Below are 18254 nucleotides of genomic sequence, written 5' to 3' on the forward strand. Positions count from 1 at the left end.
CGCGTCGCTCAACTGGGCTCTCCCGAATCGGTGCGCAGCCGGGCGATGTCGTCCGGGTCGCGTAGCAGCCGGCCGAGGGCGCTGACCGGGAACACCAGCCGGTACAGGTGGTAGTTGATGTAGAAGTCGCCGGGAAAGCCGGTGCCGGTGTAGTGCGGCTCGTCCCAGCCCCCGTCCGGCCGCTGGGTACGCACCAGCCACTCCACCCCGCGCCGAATCGACGCCGAGTCCTCGGAACGGGCGGCGTGCAGGGCCAGCAGCGCCCACGCGGTCTGCGAGGCGGTGGAGTCGCCCTGGCCGTGCCAGGCCGGATCGCGGTACGAGCGCATGTCCTCGCCCCAGCCGCCGTCGGAGTTCTGCCGTCGGTGCAGCCAGCAGACCGCCCGGGTGATCCTCGGGTCGTCCCGACGCACCCCGGCGGCGATCAGTGCCGGTACGACCGCGCCGGTCCCGTAGACGTGGTTGGCACCCCACCGGCCGAACCAGGAACCGTCGCCCTCCTGGTGGCGCAGCAGCCAGGCCACGCCCCGGCGGACCGGTATCGAGCCGGCCAGCCCCTCCGCGCAGAGCGCCTCCACCACGTGCGCGGTGACGTCCGCGCTGGGCGGGTCGATCACCTCGCCGAAGTCACAGAAGGGCAGGTCACGGGCGATCGCCCGGGTGTTGTCCGCATCGAACGCGGCCCAGCCGCCGTCGGCGGACTGCATCCCGCAGAGCCACTGGACGCCGCGCTCCATCGCCGGCCGCACCGCGGCGGGCGCGCCGGCACGGCGCAGCGCCAACAACACCTCGGCGGTGTCGTCGGTGTCCGGGTAGCCGTCGTTGTCGAACTCGAACGCCCAGCCGCCCGGTGCGACCCGGGGCCGACGCACCGACCAGTCGCCGGGGACCCGGATCTCCTCGGCGAGCAGCCACTCGGCGGCGGTGGTCAGCGCCGGATGCTCGGCCGGCACGCCGGCGTCGGCGAGCGCGACCATCGCCAGCGCGGTGTCCCAGACCGGGGACTGACACGCCTCCAGCCGGCGTACCGGGCCGTCCGGGGTCTCCTCCCGGACGGTGAACCGCTCCAGCCCGGCCAGACCGCTGCGCAGCACCGGATGGGAGAGCGGATAGCCGAGCAGGTGCAGTGCGATCAACGAGTAGACCCACGGCGGCTGGATGCCGCCCCACGACCCGTCGGCCTCCTGCCGGGCGACGATCCACTCCGCCGCGCGGCGCAGCGCGTTGCGGCGTACCGGGCCGACCGGGTGGCGTTCGTAGCCGCGCAGTGCCGCGTCGAGCCGGTGCATCCAGCGTCCCCTGCCACGCCGCGCCTCCGGTTCCGCCGGCAGACCGGTACGCAGCTCGCCGAGCGAGAACCCGAGCGGGCGTACCGGGCGCAGCGAGCGGACGATCGACAGCGGCACGATGGTCTGCCGGGCCCAGCAGGCGAAGTCGTAGACGTTGAGCGGGAACCACGACGGCAGCAGCACCACCTCGGGCGGGATCGCCGGCAGCCGATGCCACGGCCACTCGCCGAACATCGCCAGCCAGAGGCGGGTGAAGACCCGGCTCCGCTCGATGCCGCCCTGCGCGAGGACGAACTCCCGGGCCCGGCACATGTGCTCGGCATCCGGCGGGTCGCCGGCCAGCCGCAGCGCCGCGTACGCCTCGATGGTGGTGGAGAGGTCGCCCGGCCCGCCGTGGAAGGTCGCCCAGGCGCCGTCCGCGCCCTGCTTCGACCGGATCCACCGGGCCGTCGGCGCGGTCTCCACCTCGGTACGGATGCCCAGGAACTCCCGCAGCAGCAGGTCCTCGGCCTCCATCGTCACGTTGGTCTCCAGCTCGCCCTGCCACCAGGCGCCCGGCTGCTGCCGCGCGAGCAGCAGGTCCCGCGCCCGGTCCAGAGCCGCCTCCGCGGAAAGGAAGGGCCCCCTTTCATCGTTTTCTGGTGCAGAAAGGGCCCTTCCGTGCACCTCGGGTGGGGTGGGGCGGGAGCTGGTCGGGTTGCCGTCGCTGGTGGAGACCGTCGCGCCCATCAGTGGTCCCGTCCCGTCATGAAGTGCGCGATCGCCACCAGGTCGGCGTGCACGGCGGAGCGCTCCGCCGGCTGCACCGCGGCCGCCGACGGCTGGCGGTCCGCGCCGGGCTCGGTCAACTGGTCCGAACGGGGCTCGCCCAACTGGTCCAGCTCGGCCAGCGCCTCGGTGAGCAGGCGGTCGGCCCGCTTCTCGGTCCAGTCCCGGGCGCCGGTCTCCTCGATCAGCACGGCGGCCAGACTCAGGTCCGCGTCGGAGAGGTCGTCCGGCCGGGCGTACAGCTCGGCGAGCTGCTCACCGGCGGGACCGCCCGAGGTGAGGGCCCGGACCACCGGGACCGACTTCTTCCGGGCCCGCAGGTCGGCCAGGACCGGCTTGCCGGTGACCGCCGGCTCGCCCCAGATGCCGAGCAGGTCGTCCACGAGTTGGAAGGCCAGGCCGAGGCGTTCGCCGTACCGGGCCAGGCCGTCGACCAGCGCCGGCGGGGCGCCGCAGAGCACCGCGCCGAGCGTCGCGGAACAGGAGAGCAGCGCGGCCGTCTTGTCCCGGGCCATCCCGAGACACTCGTCGAGGGTGACGTCGGCCCGGGACTCGAAGGCCACGTCGGCCGCCTGCCCGGCGATCAGCCGGCGGATCGCCGTGTGCATGGTGGCCAGCCCCGCGCGCACGTCCAGGGTGGAGTCGTCCGCCAGCACCTCGTCGGCGAGGCTGAGCAGGGCGTCACCGGCCAGGATCGCCGGCCCGACGCCGAACGCCGCCCAGGCCGTCGGCCGGTGCCGCCGCTCCAGGTCACCGTCGATCACGTCGTCGTGCAGCAGCGAGAAGTTGTGCACCAGCTCGACCGCGACCGCAGCCGGCAGGCCCCGGCGTACCGGCTGACCGGCGGCCTGTGCGGAGAGCAGCGCCAACGCGGGACGCAGTCCCTTGCCGCTCCGGCCGGCAGGCTCGCCGGACGCGTCCCAGTAGCCGAGCTGGTAGCCGGCGACGAGTCGGGTGCGCTCGTCGATCCGTTCCAGCGTCGCCCGGATCTCGGGCTGGACGAGTTCGTCCACCTGGGCGAGGACGCTGGGCAGCATCACGGTCATGTCTTCTCCTCGTCGCGCCCGGTCAGGCCGGCGCCTTTCGTCTCGATCGGTGCCGAGCCGAGGTGGGCGAGGACCACGTCGGCGGCCCGGTGGCCGCTGCGTACCGCGCCCTCCATCGTGTCCGGCCATCCGGTGTCGGTCCACGCGCCGGCCAGGGCCAGTCCGGGTGCCCGGGTCTGGGCCGGTGGCCGGGCGCTGCGGGACCCCGGCCCCTGCCGGAACGTCGCCCTGGGTTCCCGGGTCACGAACGCGTCCCGGACCGGGGCCTGCCGGGCCGCCGGGAAGAGTTCCGCCAGCGCGGCCAGATAGGTCCGGACCAGCTCGCTGGCCCGGACGCCCAGCACCTGCTCAGCGGCGGAGATGGAGACCACCAGGTACTGACCGGACCCGCCGGGCGGGGTCCGGTCGAAGACCCACTGCACCGGGGTGTCCAGCCCGGCGGCGAACTCCAGTTCGGTGACCCGCTGCTGGTAGTGCACGTGCACGTTGACGATCGGCGCGGCACCGAGCCGGGCCCAGCGCGCCCGGTCGGGAGCGGCCTCGGCCGGCACCAGCCGGGCGGCCTGCGGATGCGGCACCGCCAACACCACCGCGTCGGCGGTCAGTGCGACGCCGTCACCGGTGACCTGGAACCGGCCCCGGTCGGCATTGATCCGCTGGACGCGTACCCCGGTGCGGACCGTCGCGCCGCGCTGCCGGAGCAGTGCGGCGGCCGGGGCACCGTGCAGTTCGGCCAGTGGTGCGGTCGGCCGGCCGATGTCGGCGGCGTCGGCCCGGTCGAGCAGTCCGGTCCGGAAGACCCGGGCCGCCAGCGCCAGCGAGGCCCGCTCCGGTGGAGCGTTCAGGGCCGCCGTGCAGATCAGCTCCCAGAGCCGGGCCACGGTCGGTGCGTCCTGCCCGTGCGCGGCCAGCCAGGCGCCGAAGCTGACCCGGTCGGCGGCCGGGTCGTCCGGCTCGACCCGGCGCAGCGCGGACGCGGCCCGGACCGCCGCCAGCCGCTGCCCGACCCGCAGCGGACGGTAGCCGAGCAGGGCCGGCAGCAGGTGGGCCGGGGCCGGCAGCCGGCGGCTGCGGGCCAGTACGTGCGGCGGACCGCCGACCCGCACCACCGGTACCGCGAACCCGTCCTGCACGGGCGCCCGGCCGGCGCTGCCGAGCCGGGCGAGCAGCTCGCGGTACTCCTGGTAGCAGCGGAGGAAGACGTGCTGTCCGGTGTCCACGGTCAGCTCGCCGCGCCGGAACGAGTAGGTGGCGCCGCCGAGCGCCGGACGGGCCTCCACCAGGGTCACCCGGTGCCCTGCGTCGAGCAGCCGCACCGCCGAGGCGATGCCGGCCAGTCCACCCCCGACCACGCAGACGTCGCCGTCGGTCACGGTGCGCTCCGGGTCATCGCCCGCGCCGCGACGTACGCCTTCTCCCAGCTGGGCAGCGAGACCCGCCGCCGGGTCACCGCCAGTGGGTCGGTCACCATCCGGGCCAGCAGCCGGTGGTAGATCCCGGCCATCGCCGCCACGCAGGCCGCGCTGCGCCGGTCCAGCAGCGGCAGCAGCCGCAGCCCGGTCTGGTAGTACCGCTCGGCCCGGTGCGCCTGCCAGCGGACCAGCGCGGCGAGGCGGTCCGGCGGATCGGTCAGTCCGCCGTCCGGGCCGAGGTCCAGGGTGCAGCCGAACCGCTCCAGGTCTCGGCGGGGGAGGTAGACCCGGCCGGCGGCCCGGTCCTCCACGATGTCCCGCAGGATGTTGGTCAGTTGCAGCGCGATGCCCAGCGTGTCGGCGAGTTCGGCGGCGGCCGCCCGGTCCACCGAGGGCCGGAGTGCGAAGACGCCCAGCGAGAGCCGGCCGATCGACCCGGCGACGCAACGGCAGTAGCCGACCAGTTCCTCGAAGGTCTCGTAGCGGGCGCCCCGGACGTCCGCCACGCAGCCGTCGACCAGCTCGTCGAAGGCGGCCACCGGGATCGGCAGCCGGGACGCGGCGTCGGCGAGGGCTACCAGTACCGGATCCCCGCCGGCCTCCGGCAGTCGGTGCAGCGCCGCCCGGATCTGGTCGAGCCGGGCCAGCTTGGTGGCGGCGGGCAGGTCACCGTCGCCGATGTCGTCGATGCGCCGGGCGACCGCGTACACCGCGCAGAGCGCGGCGCGACGGTCGGGCCGGAGCAGCCGGATCCCGTACGAGAAGTTGCGCGCCTGGCTACGGGTGACCCGGGCACACTCCCGGTAGGCGCGTTCCAGCCCGACGTCGGTCATCCGCGCACCCCGCTCGGCCGCAGGGCGGCCCGGGACGGCCAGTACGACCTGATCCAGGCGGCGGCGATCCCGCCCCGGGTCGGTTTCGGCGGCCCGGGCAGCGGGTCGTGGTCGGCCCGGGCCAGGGCGGCGAGCGCGGCCCGCCCACCGGCGACGTACCCGCCGACGGCGAGCCGGGCCCAGCCGCGCAGGTCGCCGACGAGCGGCGCACCGGCGTCGAGCAGGTCGGCGGCGCGCTTCGCCTGACGCCGGACGACGGTACGGAGCGGGTCGTCGGCCCGCGGCGCGTCGAGGTCCGCCTCGGACACCCCGGCCGCCGCCAGTTCCTCGGCCGGCAGGTAGATCCGGCCCCGGCGTCGGTCCTCGGCGACGTCCTGGAGATGCTCGATCACCTGCAGGGCGGTGCAGATCCGGTCGGAGAGCCGGATCCGGTCCGCCGTGGCGGCGCCGAAGACGTGCAGCACCAGTTCGCCGACCGGATCGGCGGAGAGGTGGCAGTAGTCGACCAGCGCGCCGAAGGTCGGATAGCCGCTCACCACCTGGTCGCGGCGGTTCGCCTCGATCAGCCGGAGCAGCGGGTCGACCGGCAGCCGACAGTCGACCACGGTCGGGGCCAGCCGGACCAGCACCGGGTGCCGGGGCAGCCGGCCGTGGTAGAGGGCGCGTACCTCGCGGTCGAAACGGTCCAGCGCGGCGAGCCGGGCGGCCGGCGTCTCGTCCCGGCCACTCCGGTCCGGTTCGTCGCCGAGGTCGTCGACGTACCGGGCGTAGCAGTAGAGGGCGAGCAGGTGCCGGCGGATCCGTGCCGGCAGGACGCGCAGTGCGACCGGGAAGTTCTCCCCGGCCAGTACGGTGTCCGGCTGCCGGCGCCCACCCGGTCGATCCGCGGACGGATGATCGGGAGCGTCGTCGGTCAGATGAAGCACGCTGCCGCCTCTCGCGAGGTCCAGCCGGCTCAGCGGGGCCGCGCCAGACCGCCGCGCCGGATTGGTCGTAACCCACCACTCGCGCTAAGTAATCTTCACCGAGAGTACCGAAATTCCCACGGTCGGCGGCGCGGCCTGGCGAATTCCTCTCGGCGTGTTCGACCATCCGTCGCGGCGCACCCCCGATCCGCACCGGACGGCCGGGTGGATCGACGGTCGCGTCGGCGTGTCAGCTTGACCGGGTACGCCGGGCCATCCAGATGCCGATGATCATCGCCGCTACCGCGACCAGCCCGGCAAGGAGCCGGGGTCCCTCAAGGGAGAGTTCCTCCTCGAAGGCGAAGACCCCGATCAGCACGCCGGTGAAGGGGTCGAGCAGCGCGATCGCGGTCAGCGGGGCGGCGATCGGGCCACCCTGGAAGGCGTTCTGGTTCAGGACCAGTGCGGTACCGCCGACCAGGACGAGGGCGTAGAGGTGCCAGTCCGTGAAGATCCCGACCGGATGGCCCGGCAGCTTCTCGGTGACGCTCTTCACCAGGGCGGCGGCCGTCCCGTACAGCAGTCCGGTGGCGATGCCGAGCATCAGCCCCCGGGCCGCGTCCTGGGTTCGCCAGGCCACCAACAGGCAGATGGCGACCAGTCCGCCGACCGCCGCGCCGACCCCGATCCAGGCCCACGTCTTCGGCTCCGCAACCCCGCCGCGCGGGTCGGCGGCGAACAGGAACCCGGTCAGTCCGACCACCCCGATCACCACCACCAGGATGTCCCGGCGGTGTGGTCGGCGCCGCTCGATCGCCGCCTCCAGCGGAATCGCCATGAAGAGCCCGCTGACCAGGAGCGGCTCGACCAGGGCCAGTGCGCCGAAGCGCAGTGCCAGGGCCTGCAGCACGGTGCCGAATGCGTCCGGTACCGTGCCGAGCAGCCACAGCCGCCGGTGCAGCAGCCGGATCAGCAGCCGCGGGTCGATGGTCCGGGTCGGCCGCTCCCGCTTGGCGGCGCGCTGCTCCACTACCGAACTCACCGCGAAGCAGGCGGCCGAGGCGAGTCCGAGCAGGATGGCGATGCCGTTCACCGGGACGCAGCCCCGGATCGGACCCGCCGGGGCGTCCCGGTGCCGGAGCGTCCCGCCGCCGTGGTGGGCCGGGCGCCGTGATGGGCGGCCCGCACGTCAGCCTTGCCGGTCCGGACGGTTCGCCGGGTGCGTACCGTCGGCCCGGGGCTGGTCCGCGCCGATCCGCAGCCTGGCCCGCAGCCCCACCAAGCGGGTCGGCGTCCGGCGGGACGGCGCTCCGGCCATACCGGCCGCAACCTCGACCGGCACCTCCGGACCAGCCGGTACCGCGCCGTCGACCAGAGCGGCAGCGTCGAACGGGGTGGGACCGTCGACCAGAGCGGCAGCGCCGAACGGGGTGGGAGCGTCGGCCAGAGCGGCAGCGTCGAGCGGGCCCGGGGGGTCGAGCGGGCCCGGGGGGTCGAACGGGGCCGGAGCATCGACCAGCGCCGGGACGTCGACCAGAGCGGCAGCGCCGAGCGGCTCGTCGACCAGCGACGTCGCGGCGACCGTGCCGGCGTCGGACGCCGGTCCCCGGCGCAGGGACGCCGGGCCGGCCGGTGCACCCCCGCGGGCCACCTCGGCGACCACGGCCGCCGGATCGGTCGCGAACAGGGCCAGCCCGGCCGCCCGCTGCCGCTGGCCGGCCGTACCGTCGGCGAGCCGGCGCAGGGTCGGACCGAGCTCGGCGGCGCGGCGCACCCAGGTCGCCACCCCGGCCCGGGCCATGGTCGCCGCGTTCGCCCGGCCGTGTCCGGGGATCGGCCGGTAGGTCGCGACCGGCAGACCGCAGGCCATCGCCTCCAGCGCGGTGAGCCCACCCGCGTTCTCCACCAGCACGTCGGCGGCGCGCAGCAGCTCCGGCATGTCGTCGACCCAGCCGAAGACGTATCCGGTACGGCGCCGCTCCAGCCGGCGGAACAGCGCCTCGTTGCGGCCGCAGACCACCACCGGGACCGCCGCACCGGTACGCGCGATCTCGGCCGCCGTCCGCGCCACCGCGCCGACCCCCCAGGAGCCGGCGACCAGCAGGGCGAGCCGGGCGTCGACGGGCAGGCCGAGGCGCTCGCGGGCGCGGCGCTTCTCCGCCGTGGAGCCGGGACGGAACGCCGCCGAGACCAGCCGGCCGGCGATCCGGACCTCACCGGCACCGAGCGCCCGGGCCTCGACCCGGGTGGTGTGGTGCGCGGCGCAGTGCACGTCGATGCCGGGTGAGATCCAGATCGGGTTCACCGCGAAGTCGGTCAGATACGTGATCACCGGTACGGCGAGCCGCCCCTCCCGGCGCAGCGGACCGACGATCTGGCTGACCACCGGGTATGTCGACACCACCGCCCGGGTATCCGGGGGCAGCGTCTGGAGCACCCGGGGCCACACCGGTCGGAGCAGCGTCCGGGTGATCGGCGCGGCCCGACTGAAGTTGCCGGCGATCGAGAAGAGCAGCCCGTAGATCCACGGCAGCCGGCTCAACATCCCGTGGTAGGTACCGCGAAGGAGCCGGCCCAGTCCCCACGGGAAGATGTCGGCCAGGTCGACGCAGTCCGCCTGCAGCCCGCGTCCGCGCAGCCGGCTGGCCAGTTCCTGGCTCGCGCCGTCGTGTCCGGCGCCCGCACTGGCATAGATGATCACTACGCGCGGTCGCCCCCCACCGACGCCGCGGGCAGGCGGCTCGGACGCCTCCTTGCGGTCCGCCTGGTACCGCCCGGATCTCAACGTCATCCGGCCATCTACCCACAGGAGGTGCGAAGAATCCTCGGAACACCCCACCGGCTAACGCCGGGCGGACCCGACCCCTCTCCGGCACCCCTTTCTCCGCCAAGAGCCCGGCCCGGAGACCGGAGCAGGACGTAGACTCCGGGTATCCCGCGACGCCCGGCCGACGCCAACTCCACACCGCGGCCGGAGCCCCGGCCCACCCGGAGGTCGCCATGCGGGTCCTGATCGTCACCGCCGGCTCCCTCGGCGACGTCGCCCCCTACACCGGCCTCGGCGCCCGACTGCGGGCCGCCGGTCACCGGCTGGCGGTCGCCGCCCCGACCCCCTACGCCGACCTGGTCACCGGGGCCGGCCTGGAGTTCCGGCCGATCGGTGGGGACCTGTCCGCGATCCGGGCCGCCACCGCCGGGCAGCACCGGTCCTGGACCGTGCCGGGCGCTCCCGGCCTGGTCGACTTCGTCCGGCTCGGCAGCCGGTTCGTGCGCGACCTCGGCACCGGCATCGCGGCCGCCGCCGGGGCGGAGACCGAGGTACTGCTGCTGTCCAGCACGACCGCGCCGCTGGGTTACTCCGTGGCGCAGTACCACGGCATCCCGAGCCTCGGTGTCTTCCTCCAGCCGACCACTCCCACCAGTGCGTTCCCGCCGATCGTGCTGGGCCGGCGCTCACTGGGTGGCTGGGGTAACCGGCTCGCCGGACGGCTCGGCCGGCGACTGGCCCACCGGGTGTACGCCGACGCCTCCCGGCGGCTGCGCGCCCAACTCGGCCTGCCACCGGCAGGACTCGCCCGCCTGGAGCGCGGCGCCACCGCCGACGGCTGGGGGGTGCTGCACGGGTTCAGCCCCACCGTGCTCCCCCGGCCACCGGACTGGCCGACCGGGCTGGACGTGGTCGGCTACTGGTGGCCGCTGGCCCGCACCGGCTGGCGCCCGCCAACCGAACTCGTCGACTTCCTCACCGCCGGCCCACCCCCGGTCTACGTCGGCTTCGGCAGCCTGGCCGACACCCGACCCGGACTGCACGCGCTGGTCGCCGGGGCGCTACGCCGGGCCGGCGTACGCGGTGTTCTGCAGGGGCTGGGCCGTGCCGGGCCGCAGCCGGAGGGTGACCTGCTCACCGTCGGGGACGTACCGCACGACTGGCTCTTTCCCCGGATGGCCGCGCTGGTCCACCACGCCGGTTGCGGCACCACCGGGGCGGGACTCCGGGCCGGGGTGCCGGCGGTGCCGGTACCGATCCTCGCCGACCAGCCGTTCTGGGCCGCCCGGCTGGTCGCCCTCGGGGTCGGCCCGGCGGTACTGCCGTTCCGCCGGCTCGACGAGACCGGACTCGCCACCGCGATCCGGGCGGCGGTGACCGAGCCGGGCCTGCGGCACCGCGCCCGGGCCCTCGCCGACCGGCTGGCCGCCGAGGACGGCGCCGGCGCGGTGGTGGCCGCGGTCGACCGACTGGCCCGGTGACCCGGTCGACCGCGGCCGGCCCGATCCCGCACGCCGCTCTCGCTGACGCGGGGCGGCTCAGAGCTTCTCGTAGCAGGGCCGGTCCAGGGCGTACGCCTGGGCGGTCGGCCCGACGGTCAACGGCCGGACCTGACTCACCCCGGTCGGGGCGGCCCGGTCCGGCCGGTACACCGCGGTGACCCGGACCGCGCCGTCGCTCGGGCCGGCGGCGTAGTTGCCGGCGCCGGCCGGCAGCATGCCCTCGTAGTCGACCGAGGTCAGCGACTTGACCGCGGCCAGCAGCCCGGCCCGGGTCAGGTCGCCGTCGGCCACCGCCTTGGTCAGCGCCGCCTTCATCGGATACGACCACACCCACCCGGCGGTGTACCCGTCGTTCGGGGTGACCTGGCCCAGCGCCTGGCGCAGCGCCTGGTGCCCCGGGGTGTCGGCACCCCAGGCGTCCCACGGCGCGGTCTGCTCGTAGCGGGCCAGCAGGGCGGGCGCGGCGGCGCTCTGCAACAGCGCAGGATTCCAGGTCGGGCTGGTGCCGATGAACCGACCGGTGAAGCCCCGGGCCGCCGCCTGGCCCACGATCGCCGCCGCGTCGGCCGGTCCCATGGTCAGGATCACCAGGTCGGGTCGGCCGGAGAGGATCGCCTGGATCGCGCCGGCCTGCTTGTCGGCGCCGGTGTCGGTCTTCACCGCGCTGAAGGTCATGCCCAGGCTCTGCGCGCCGAGCTTGGCACCGGCCGCCGCGTCGTCGCCGTAGTCGCCGGCCAGGTGCACGGCCAGCACCGATTTCACCCCGTGCGCCTCGCGGGCGTAGTCGAGCGCGTTCATCGACTCCAGGCAGTAGTTGGCGCCGGACTCGACGATCACGTCCTCGAAGGCGTACGCCGAGGTCCAGGCGGCCGGCGCCGCGACCACGCTGCTGGCCTTCATGTCGGCCAGGATGGCGGCGGTGGTCGGCGAGCCGAGGGTCTGGGCCAGGGCCAGCACGTTCGGCTTCATCTCCTGGTACACCTGGTTGTGCGTCTGCGGGTTGTACTTGTTGTCCCGGATCCAGCGGGTCACGTCGACCTCGTAGTCGCCGATCCCGCCGGCGGTGTTCACCCGCTTCCAGAACGCCTTCTGGGCGTCGGTGATCGGCACCGCCAGTGCCCGGAACGGCCCCTCGGTCAGGTCGGAGATGATCCCGAGGTAGATGCACCCCTTGTTCTGGTCCACCGCCTCGGGGCACGGCTCGGCGGTGACCCCGACGTCGGTCTTCACCCCGGACGCGTCGGTCTCGGTGTCCCCGCCGCGACATGCGGCGAGTGCGGCGCAGAGCAGCAGGGCGACGGTCGCGGCGGCGACCCGACGCGGTTCGACAGCGGACGGTCTGTTCCTTCCCATGGCTACCTCACTGGAGTTCAGTAGGAGAACGGCCAGGTTTTCCAGTAGTTGCGGACCCGTACCCAGATCCCGAACAGGCCCCGGGGCTCGAAGATGAGGAAGACGACCAGGAGTACGCCGTAGAGGATCGTCTCCACCTGGAAGACGTTCGGCACCTCGTTCGGCTGGGCGCTGAGGAACGGCACCCACGCCTGCAGCTCCCGGGTGAACCGGGGCAGCAGGGTGATGAAGAACGCCCCGGCGATCGCGCCGGAGATGGTGCCCGCACCGCCGATCAGCACCATCGCGATGTACTGCACCGACAGCAGCAGGCTGAACGAGCCCGGGTCGAAGAACCCGGTGATGGTGTAGAGCAGCGCCCCCGCGCAGCCGGCGTACGCCGACGAGACGGCGAAGGCGATCGTCTTGTACCGGGCCAGGTTCACCCCGATCACCCCGGCCGCGATGTCCCGGTCCCGGATCGCGGTGAACGCCCGCCCCACCTTCGACCGGGCCAGGTTGGCGGCGGCCAGCGCGAAGCCGAGCAGGAGCAGCAGCATCAGCCAGTAGAGCTTCTGGTCCCGGGTGCCCAGCGGGCCGGTGGCGGCGATCGGCTGCCCGAAGAACTCCAGGGTGGCCGCCGGCCGGCCGACCCCGGCACCGCCGGTCAGCGCCGACCACTCGCTGAAGACGTGCTGCCCGATGAAGACCAGGCCGAGGGTGACGATCGCCAGGTAGAGCCCGCGCAGCCGGGTGGCGAGCGGGGCGACGAGCACCCCGGCCAGCCCGGCGACCAGGCCGGCGGCGGGGAGCCAGACCAGGATGTTGGTGACCCCGAACCCGATCACCCGGCCGTCCGGGTCGCCGCTGATCGCCGCCGCCGTGTAGGCGCCGACGGCGAGGAAGAAGGCGTGCCCCAGCGAGACCTGGCCGGCGTACCCGGTGACCAGTCCCAGCCCGATCGCCCCGATCGCCGCGACGCAGCCCAGCGCCAGCAGTTGCAGCACCTCGTCGGTGAGCAGGAACGGCATCAGGAGGGCGGCGACCAGCAGCACCGCCATCGCCGCCCGCTTGGCCGGGGCGTCGAAAAGGCTCAACTCTTGCGCGTACGAGGTGTGCAGGTCGGGACGTCCGCGCAGCCGGGTACGTCGGCCGGTGGCGCTCATCTACTACCACCCGAGAAGCCCCTGGCTGCGGCCATGGGGAGGTAAGGGTAGCCCGAGCTGTGGAAATGTCGTACCCGGCGGGGACGCTGGTCGGTGTGGAGGAAGTGGTGCGGTACACCTACCGGTTGCGTCCCGGCGCGGCTGCGACCGCCGCACTCCTGGCCCGCCGGATGGCCCGACGCCGACGGGACAAGGGCGCCCGGCCGTCGAACGGCTACCTGCGGGCCAAGCACCATGCGGCGAAGGTCGCGAAAAAGGCGGCCCGCCAGAACACCCACGACGCCCGGGTCTGGGCGAAGCAGGTCGTCGACAATCATGCGACGATCGCCGTCGAGGACTTCGAGCCGACATTCCTGGCCAAGTCCCGGATGGCGTGCAAGGCCGCCGACGCGGCGATCGGCGCGGCGAAACGGGAACTGGTCGACCGTGGCATGCGGGCGGGCCGGAAGGTGGTGCTGGTACCGCCCGCCTACACCACGATGACCTGCTCGCAGTGCGGTACGAGAGCCAAGCACCGCCTCGGGCTGGGTGTCAGAGTCTTCCGGTGCGACACCTGCGGGCACACCGCCTGCCGCGACCGGAACGCCGCGAGGACGATCCTCGCCACGGCAGAGCGTAACCGTGCTGGTGCCGACGACATAAGACATGCGATCACCTCCTTCCAGTGCGGTGGTCTCGTGCGGTCTGAGCCAGAAATCCCCCGGCTTCCAGCCATAGGGAAGCGTTAAACCCGCTCGACCTCCCTGGTGCCGAAGAGCCCGTACGGGCGGACCAGCAGGACCAGCAGCATCAGCACGTACGGGCTGATCACCGAGACGTTGCCGCCGAGCCAGGGCGCGTGCTGCTGGTAGCTGGCGGTGAGTTCCTGGATCGTCCCGACGGCCAGCCCGCCGACCACCGCGCCGGGCAGCGAGTCGAGTCCACCCAGGATGATCACCGGCAGCGCGGTCAGCGCGATCAGCCAGAGCGCCGCGTCGACGCTGGCTCCGGCGGCGGCGAAGGTGCCGGCGACCGCCGCGAGGCCGCCGGCCAGCCCCCAGGAGAGTGCGAAGACCCCACCGACCGAGACGCCCTGGGCCAGGGCCGCCTCCTGGTCGTAGGCGGCGGCCCGCATCGCCAGCCCCATCCGGGTGTACCGGAAGAAGGCGAAGAGCCCGACGATCAGCACGGCGGTGGCGAGCAGCGCGGCGAGGTGCCGCTGTTGCAGGTCGATCCCGGTGCCGGGGATGGTCACGGTACGCAGTCCCCACGGGTCGCCGACGTGCCGGACATCCAGCCCGATGAAGCCGTTGACCACCACCCGGACGGCGACGTCCACCCCGAGGGTGATGATGGCGACCACGAACGCCGGGCGCCCGACCATCGGCCGCACCGCCACCCGCTCCACCCCGAGCGCCAGCCCGGCGGTGAGTACCGCGGCGACCGGCACCGCCGCCCAGAAGCCGACCGGCCCGGCCAGGTAGGTGACCAGCACCGCACCGGCCAGCATGAAGGCGGGCTGGGCGAAGCTGATCACCCGGGTCGCCTTGTAGATGATCACGAACCCGAGGGCGAGCAGGGCGTAGACGCTGCCGGTGCCCAGGCCGCGCAGCAGGCTCTCGGCCAGCTCCGTCATCCCGCCTCCCCCGGACCGGTCCGGGCCGGTGCGCGCCGGTACAGCTCGTCGATCTCCTCGGCGAAGCGTGCGGCGACGGCGGCCCGGCGTACCTTCTGGGTGGCGGTCAGCTCGCCGTCGTCGTGGTCGAGTTCCTTGGGCAGCAGCGTGAAGCGCCGGATCTGCTCGACCGGGGCCCGGCCGGCGTTCACCGCCGCGACCAGCCCCTCGACCAGGGTCCGGACCTCGGGCTTGCCGGCCAGGTCCCGATAGGTGGTGTACGCCAGCCCTCGGCGCTGTGCCCACTCCCCCACGGTCTCCAGCTCGATCCCGACCAGCGCCGTCAGGTAGGGCCGGCGGTCGCCGACCAGGATCGCCTCCTTGACGTACGGCGACGCCTTCAGCGCGTTCTCGATCTCCGAGGGGGCGACGTTCTTGCCACCGGCAGTGATCATGATGTCCTTGGCCCGGTCGGTGATCCGCACGTGGGTGCCGGCGACCCACTCGCCGATGTCGCCGGTCCGCAGCCATCCGTCGGCGTCGCGCACCGCCGCCGTCGCGCCCGGATCCCGGTAGTAGCCGGCGAAGACGCCCCCGTGCCGGGTCAGGATCTCCCCGGTCTCCTCGTCGATCCGCAACTCGACGCCGGGGTGCGGCTCGCCGACCGTGCCGAGCCGGACCCGGCCCGGCCGGTTTCCGGTGGCCACCGCGGTGTTCTCGGTCATCCCGTACACCTCGTGCATCCGGACGCCGATGCCCATGAAGAACCGCAGCACGTCCGGGGCGATCGGGGCGGCGCCGGAGGCGGCGTACCGGACCCGGCGCATCCCGATCCGCACCCGCAGGGCCCGGTAGCAGAAGAGCCAGCCGATCCCGTACGCCGCCCGGGTGCCGACGGTGTGCCGGCCACCGGTCCGGACCAGCGTTCCGGCGATCCGGTCGGCGACCCCGAGCCAGAGCCGGGCGTTCCAGCGCTTGACCGGTGAGGCGTTGGCCAGCCGGATGGTCACCCCGGCGAGGATCTTCTCCCAGATCCGGGGCACCCCGAACAGAATCGTCGGCTGCACCTCCCGCAGGTTCGGCTGCACCGTGTCGATCGACTCGGCGAACGCCACCTGCACCCCGGCACCGGCGTTGAACCAGGTGGTGAAGATCCGCTCCGCGACGTGGCAGAGCGGAAGGTACGACAGGAGCAGGTCGTCCGGCCCCGGCGGCGGGTCGGCGAACCCGCCGCCGTCGACCAGTACCCGGATCGCGAAGTCCACGTTGGCGACGGTGAGCATCGCGCCCTTGGCCGGACCTGTGGTGCCGGAGGTGTAGATCAGGGTGGCGACGTCCTCGGCGGTGGCCGCCGCCATCCGCGCGGCCACCGCCCCGGGCTCGGCCGCCCGGTGCTCGGCACCGATCGCCAGCAGTTCGTCCCAGCCGAGCAGGGCGGGGTGCCGGTAGCGGTGCCGGATGCCGCGCGGTTCGAGATAGACGATCCGCTCCAGTTCCGGACAGTCGCCGATGACCTCCAGCGCCTTGTCGACCTGCTCCTGGTCCTCGGCGACCAGGACCCGGGCACCGGAGTGGGAGAGCAGGTAGCCGACCTCCGGCGCCGGGTTGGTCGGATAGAGGCCGACCGTCATCGCCCGCAGCGCCACGGCCGCCACGTCGGTGAAGAGCCACTCCCGACGGTTCTCCGCGTGGATCGCCACCCGGTCGCCCGGCTGCACGCCGAGGGCCAGCAGCCCGTGCGCCACGGTCTGCACCGCGTCCCAGTAGCCGGCCCAGGTGACCTCCTGCCAGATACCCCGGTCCTTCTCCCGCATCGCCACGGCTTCCGGGGTGGCGAGAGCGCGGTCGCGGACCCGTACCGCGATGGTGGTGGCCGGGGCACCGCCGGGCTCCTTCATCGCGGCTCCTCCCGTCGGATGTCGCCGGTCCCGCCGAGGTAGGCCCGTACGACGTCCGGGTGGTGCGGGATCTCCGCCGGGTCGCCGGTCGCGACGACCTGGCCGAAGTCGACCACCAGCACCCGGTCGGCGAGGTCCATCACCAGACCCATGTCGTGCTCGACCAGCACGATCGGGATGTCCAACTCGTCGCGGATGTCGAGGACGAACCGGGCCATGTCCTCGGTCTCCTCCAGGTTCATCCCGGCGACCGGCTCGTCCAGCAGCAGGAGTTTCGGCTCCATCGCCAGGGCCCGGCCCAGTTCGACCCGCTTCTGCACCCCGTACGGCAGCAGTCCGACCGGCATCCGCCGCCACCGTTGGAGTTCGAGGAAGTCCACGATCTCCTCGACCGCGGCCCGGTTGGCGATCTCGGCCCGGCGGGCCCGGCCCAGCCAGGCGATCGCGGCGAGCGGGCCGTAGCCGATGTGGTGGTGCCGGCCGAGCAGCAGGTTGTCCAGCACGGTGAGGTTGCCGAAGAGTTCGACGTTCTGGAAGGTCCGGGCCATGCCCAGCGCCGCGATGGCGTGCGGCCGGAGGCCGACCAGATCCATCCCGTCGAAGAGGACCCGCCCGGTCTGCGGCCGGTAGACCCCGGAGAGGACGTTGAAGATGGAGGTCTTGCCCGAGCCGTTCGGCCCGATGATGGCGAAGAGTTCGTGCCGGCCGACGGTGAAGCTCACTCCGTCGATCGCCCGTACGCCCGCGAAGTGCAGCCGGACGTCCTCGAAGCGCAGGATCGGGTCCGCGTCGCCGTCGACGCGTTGGTTGCCGGTCTGCTCGGCCCGGCCCGCCGCCCGCCCGGTCGCCGCCCCGGTCGTCACGACAACCACCGCTTGCGCCGCCGGTAGTGCTTGACCTCCCGGAACGACCGCCGGCCGGCACCGGCGGCGGCTCCGAGCCCGAGATAGAACTCCCGGATGTCGTCGTCGGCCAGCAACTGTTCGGCCGGCTTGTCCAGCACCACCTGGCCGGTCTCCAGCACGTAGCCGTGGGTGGCCAGCGAGAGTGCCATGGTGGCGTTCTGCTCGACCAGCAGGATTCCGGCACCGGTCGAGTTGATCGCCGTGATCAGTTCCCGGACCTGGTCGACCAGCCGGGGGGCGAGCCCGAGGCTGGGCTCGTCGAGCAGCAGGTAGCGCGGTTGCGCCATCAGCGCCCGGCCCATCGCGAGCATCTGCTGCTCGCCGCCGGAGAGGTATCCGGCAGTGTGCCGGCGGTGCCGGGCCAGCGCCGGGAAGAGCCCGAAGACGTACTCCAGTCGGGCCGGGACCTGCCGGTGCGCGGTGTGCCCGCCGAGCCGCAGGTTCTCCTCCACGGTCAGCTCGGCGAAGATCCGGCGTCCCTCCATCACCTGGCAGACGCCTCGGCGGACCACGGCGGCCGGGCGGAGCCGGTGGATCGGCTCCCCGTCGAGCGTGACCGTGCCCTTGGTGACCGCGCCGTCGTGGACGCCGAGCAGGCCGCTGACCGCCCGCAGCAGGGTGGTCTTGCCGGCGCCGTTCGCGCCGAGCAGCGCGACGATCCCGCCGGGCGGCACGGCGAGGCTCACCCCGCGCAGCACCAGCATCACGTCGTCGTAGACGACCTCCAGATTGCGCACCTGCAGCATCCGGGAACCCCCGGTTCTCGGTTGTGGCGCGGGTCACAAAGTTACCGGACATTAACCACGGCGCCACGTTCCGTCAAGAGCATCAGTGTGA

15 protein-coding genes are annotated in these 18254 nt (G+C 73.7%); 2 read left to right on the forward strand and 13 right to left on the reverse strand.

Annotation, left to right across the window (positions count from 1 at the left end; genetic code table 11):
* Positions 1-8: 8 nt before the first annotated feature.
* The 7 genes from shc to EV371_RS18940 form a co-directional block, all read right to left on the reverse strand.
* On the reverse strand, positions 9-2018 hold the full coding sequence (gene shc / locus EV371_RS18910) for a squalene--hopene cyclase (RefSeq protein WP_130463221.1): 2010 nt from the start codon (positions 2016-2018) through the stop codon (positions 9-11).
* The gene (locus tag EV371_RS18915; RefSeq protein ID WP_130463222.1) at positions 2018-3103 is read right to left on the reverse strand and encodes a polyprenyl synthetase family protein; all 1086 of its coding nucleotides are present in this window, start codon (positions 3101-3103) and stop codon (positions 2018-2020) included. The genes shc and EV371_RS18915 overlap by 1 nt, the downstream gene beginning before the upstream one ends.
* Entirely contained in the window at positions 3100-4476 is a 1377-nt protein-coding gene (gene hpnE, locus EV371_RS18920) for a hydroxysqualene dehydroxylase HpnE (protein ID WP_130463223.1), read from the reverse strand. Before hpnE ends, EV371_RS18915 begins: the two co-directional genes overlap by 4 nt.
* Positions 4473-5348, reverse strand: coding sequence for a presqualene diphosphate synthase HpnD (gene hpnD, locus EV371_RS18925; RefSeq protein WP_130463224.1), 876 nt, complete (start codon positions 5346-5348; stop codon positions 4473-4475). The genes hpnE and hpnD overlap by 4 nt, the downstream gene beginning before the upstream one ends.
* Complete coding sequence (gene hpnC / locus EV371_RS18930; RefSeq protein WP_207230534.1) at positions 5345-6274, reverse strand: squalene synthase HpnC; 930 nt, start codon at positions 6272-6274, stop codon at positions 5345-5347. The genes hpnD and hpnC overlap by 4 nt, the downstream gene beginning before the upstream one ends.
* Before the next feature lie 229 nt (positions 6275-6503).
* On the reverse strand, positions 6504-7346 hold the full coding sequence (locus EV371_RS18935; protein WP_130463225.1) for a DMT family transporter: 843 nt from the start codon (positions 7344-7346) through the stop codon (positions 6504-6506).
* Positions 7347-7442: 96 nt separating this feature from the next.
* Positions 7443-8954, reverse strand: a complete 1512-nt coding sequence (locus EV371_RS18940; protein WP_165436732.1) for an MGDG synthase family glycosyltransferase — start codon at positions 8952-8954, stop codon at positions 7443-7445.
* 299 nt (positions 8955-9253) lie between these two features.
* Here EV371_RS18940 and EV371_RS18945 point away from each other — a divergent pair, with 299 nt between their 5' ends.
* Entirely contained in the window at positions 9254-10501 is a 1248-nt protein-coding gene (locus EV371_RS18945) for a nucleotide disphospho-sugar-binding domain-containing protein (protein WP_130463227.1), read from the forward strand.
* Positions 10502-10558: 57 nt separating this feature from the next.
* Here the strand turns inward: EV371_RS18945 and EV371_RS18950 are convergent, their stop codons facing one another.
* Both EV371_RS18950 and EV371_RS18955 read right to left on the reverse strand, forming a co-directional pair.
* On the reverse strand, positions 10559-11875 hold the full coding sequence (locus EV371_RS18950) for an ABC transporter substrate-binding protein (RefSeq protein ID WP_130463228.1): 1317 nt from the start codon (positions 11873-11875) through the stop codon (positions 10559-10561).
* 17 nt (positions 11876-11892) lie between these two features.
* Positions 11893-13020, reverse strand: coding sequence for a branched-chain amino acid ABC transporter permease (locus tag EV371_RS18955; protein WP_486484692.1), 1128 nt, complete (start codon positions 13018-13020; stop codon positions 11893-11895).
* Positions 13021-13085: 65 nt separating this feature from the next.
* Between EV371_RS18955 and EV371_RS33860 the strand changes: the two genes are divergently transcribed.
* Positions 13086-13748: an RNA-guided endonuclease TnpB family protein gene (locus EV371_RS33860; protein ID WP_207230535.1), complete on the forward strand. Its 663-nt coding sequence runs from the start codon at positions 13086-13088 to the stop codon at positions 13746-13748.
* On the opposite strand, the gene EV371_RS18965 is transcribed toward EV371_RS33860, so the two are convergent.
* From EV371_RS18965 to EV371_RS18980, 4 genes are read right to left on the reverse strand one after another with little or no spacing between them, the layout of a single operon-like run.
* Positions 13745-14635 (reverse strand): ABC transporter permease subunit, encoded by an 891-nt coding sequence (locus tag EV371_RS18965; RefSeq protein ID WP_130463229.1) that lies wholly within the window; start codon positions 14633-14635, stop codon positions 13745-13747. The genes EV371_RS33860 and EV371_RS18965 overlap by 4 nt on opposite strands.
* Entirely contained in the window at positions 14632-16512 is a 1881-nt protein-coding gene (locus EV371_RS18970; protein ID WP_130463230.1) for an AMP-binding protein, read from the reverse strand. The genes EV371_RS18965 and EV371_RS18970 overlap by 4 nt, the downstream gene beginning before the upstream one ends.
* Entirely contained in the window at positions 16509-17375 is an 867-nt protein-coding gene (locus EV371_RS18975) for an ABC transporter ATP-binding protein (protein ID WP_130463231.1), read from the reverse strand. Before EV371_RS18975 ends, EV371_RS18970 begins: the two co-directional genes overlap by 4 nt.
* Positions 17372-18163 carry a branched-chain amino acid ABC transporter ATP-binding protein gene (locus EV371_RS18980; RefSeq protein ID WP_130463232.1) on the reverse strand — a complete coding sequence of 264 codons (792 nt, stop codon included), beginning with the start codon at positions 18161-18163 and terminating at the stop codon, positions 17372-17374. The genes EV371_RS18975 and EV371_RS18980 overlap by 4 nt, the downstream gene beginning before the upstream one ends.
* Positions 18164-18254 lie beyond the last annotated feature (91 nt).

The organism is Plantactinospora sp. CNZ321 (genome assembly GCF_004217235.1).